The sequence below is a fragment of the Vibrio genomosp. F10 str. 9ZD137 genome (assembly GCF_049974785.1).
In the GTDB taxonomy this organism is placed as follows: domain Bacteria; phylum Pseudomonadota; class Gammaproteobacteria; order Enterobacterales; family Vibrionaceae; genus Vibrio.
In genome coordinates this window covers 1-2,285 of record NZ_JBNGCJ010000784.1, presented here as the reverse complement: position 1 = coordinate 2,285, position 2,285 = coordinate 1, and the positions used below count along the sequence as shown (strand labels likewise).

Annotated in this window: 3 protein-coding genes; 2 read left to right on the top strand and 1 reads right to left on the bottom strand. The window is 39.4% G+C overall.

Annotation, left to right across the window (positions count from 1 at the left end; genetic code table 11):
* Positions 1–479 (top strand): PhnA domain-containing protein (locus ACP45E_RS18295; protein WP_069585390.1); only part of this gene is annotated, 479 nt, incomplete at its 5' end.
* A 177-nt stretch (positions 480–656) separates the two neighbouring features.
* On the opposite strand, the gene ACP45E_RS18290 is transcribed toward ACP45E_RS18295, so the two are convergent.
* On the bottom strand, positions 657–848 hold the full coding sequence (locus tag ACP45E_RS18290; protein ID WP_017033570.1) for a hypothetical protein: 192 nt from the start codon (positions 846–848) through the stop codon (positions 657–659).
* 419 nt (positions 849–1,267) lie between these two features.
* Between ACP45E_RS18290 and ACP45E_RS18285 the strand changes: the two genes are divergently transcribed.
* Entirely contained in the window at positions 1,268–1,978 is a 711-nt protein-coding gene (locus ACP45E_RS18285; RefSeq protein ID WP_083251621.1) for a tRNA (adenine(22)-N(1))-methyltransferase, read from the top strand.
* Positions 1,979–2,285 lie beyond the last annotated feature (307 nt).

Here is a 2,285-nt window from a genome sequence, read left to right as displayed (position 1 = left end):
ACCGCTCTTCCGATCTTAGCCATGTTACTGTCGATCATGGCATTATGGCTTGCGACAAGTGTTTGGGTGAAATTGAAGACCCGAAAGACATTAACCACTGGCGTTGTTTAAATGACAGCATGTGGAGCCAAGAGCCACCGGTTCAAGTGGTAGCGTGGCGTCAATTGACTCGCCTCTCTTCAGAGTCTTGGGCACAGGATCTTTTAGAGATGATGTATTTAGAAGAGGAAACATCAGTTTGGGCACAAATTGGTATGTCGGCTGATGACAAACCTCTTGATGTGAATGGCGTCGAACTTAAAAAAGGTGACGACGTAACAGTAATCAAAGATTTGCCTGTCAAGGGAACGAACCAAGTGATTAAGCAAGGTACGGTTATTCGCGGTATTAGTGTTGGCGATGATCCAAAGCTTGTGTCTGGTAAAACCAATGGCGGTCAATCAATGTACGTGATTGCTGAATTCTGCCGTAAAAAGTAACGGGCTTTTTATTTAGACTCATATTCTATTATTTGTCCCCCTATTCTAAAGGCACCGATGGTGCCTTTTTTGTGTGTGTATAAATGAGAATGCCTCTATAGAGGTGATTATTCATAAAATTCATGCATAAAAAAACGCAGCCACTGGCTGCGTTCAAATAACTGCGTTGTCGATACATTAGCGAGTTAAACCTAAATCTCTTTGCATATGGTCTGATAGATCAGATGCATAGTAGGCACGAGGTTCACTGTTATCAACAAACAGAATATCGAGTAAATGTTTAATCAATCCTTTGAAACTAACCGCGTAGGTCTTCTTATCCATAGAGGTAGGTGCTGCGATGGTGTCTAAATGCATAACTTGTGACATAGTAGCCTCTCTAAAAATCGAATAATTTTGTTTCGTTGGAAGAAATATAGAGGTTTTATTGGTAAATAAATAGTGACAAAAACTGCAATGTGGAATTAGTTTTTCTAATGAAACAATGATTTAACAATCGACAGCTCTGTCTAGTCATTAATTGTGAGTTTATATTCTAAATTTCGCATAATTTATGATTAATAATTCATAATGGTTGTTTTTATCTATAATTATTAACATCTAATTCGTTGTTTTTCTGCATTTATTGATTATTTGATGCGATTATTTCTTGATTAAAGATTAGAAAATGTAACTAAAATTTGGCCTTGTGTGTTTTCACTTTTGTCGTACTCAAAAGAGATGGCAGAATTGCTTTGCTTGTAAAAAAATTCCCATTACAATTGCCGAGAATTTGGTGGGATTGACACGTGAAAATAAGTAATAGACTAAAACAGATAGATGAAATGGTAGGTCAAGAGTACGATCATATTTGGGACTGTTGTTGCGACCATGGATTGTTAGGCGCGACATTATTGTCTCGTCAGGCTGGTGGTCATATCCATTTTGTTGATATTGTTCCTGAACTCATGACACAGCTCGACACTAAGCTTACTCAGTTCTATGGGAGTTCATTAACGCCTTGGTTTACCCATTGCATTGATGTTGCTAACCTCCCCATAGAACAGCATGAAGGAAGGCACCTGGTTATTATTGCCGGTGTTGGTGGCGATTTAATGATAGACCTTTTTGAGGCCATTCATCGAAATAATCCATCGGTATCCATAGACTACTTATTGTGCCCTGTTCACCATCTGTATAGCCTTAGAAAGCGTCTTATCGAGCTGGATTTTAGGCTTAAAAAAGAAACGCTCGTTGAAGACAACAAACGCTATTATGAGATACTTCTGGTATCGTCTGAAAAGAACAGTCCATCATCACACCCTATGGTCTCTCCGGTTGGAAAAGACATTTGGAATGCAGAATCCATTCCGCAGGTTACTACCGCGAAGGCTTATCTAACTAAGACACTGTCTCACTACCAAAGACTGGCGCATCATAAGAACATTGGAGGTGATCTTGCTGATTCTCCTCAGCGCATTTTGAACGCTTACCGTGGTATCAAGATAACCGCGACATAACCACGACATAGACACGATTTAGTTACCATGTAATCAGACAAGATAATTAATGAAAATGAAGTGATGGCAAAAGAAAAGCGCCTCGCGGGCGCTTTCTTTAATAGAATCAAGTAATTAAAATCAACCTGGCTATTGAAATTTTATGGTTCTGATTCTACTGAACGTTACCAAGTTTAACCCAAGTATCAATGACCGTATCAGGATTGAGCGATACAGAGCTAATACCTTGATCCATCAGCCATTTGGCTAGATCGTCATGGTCTGACGGGCCTTGTCCACAAATACCAACGTAGATCGGAAGAGCGGT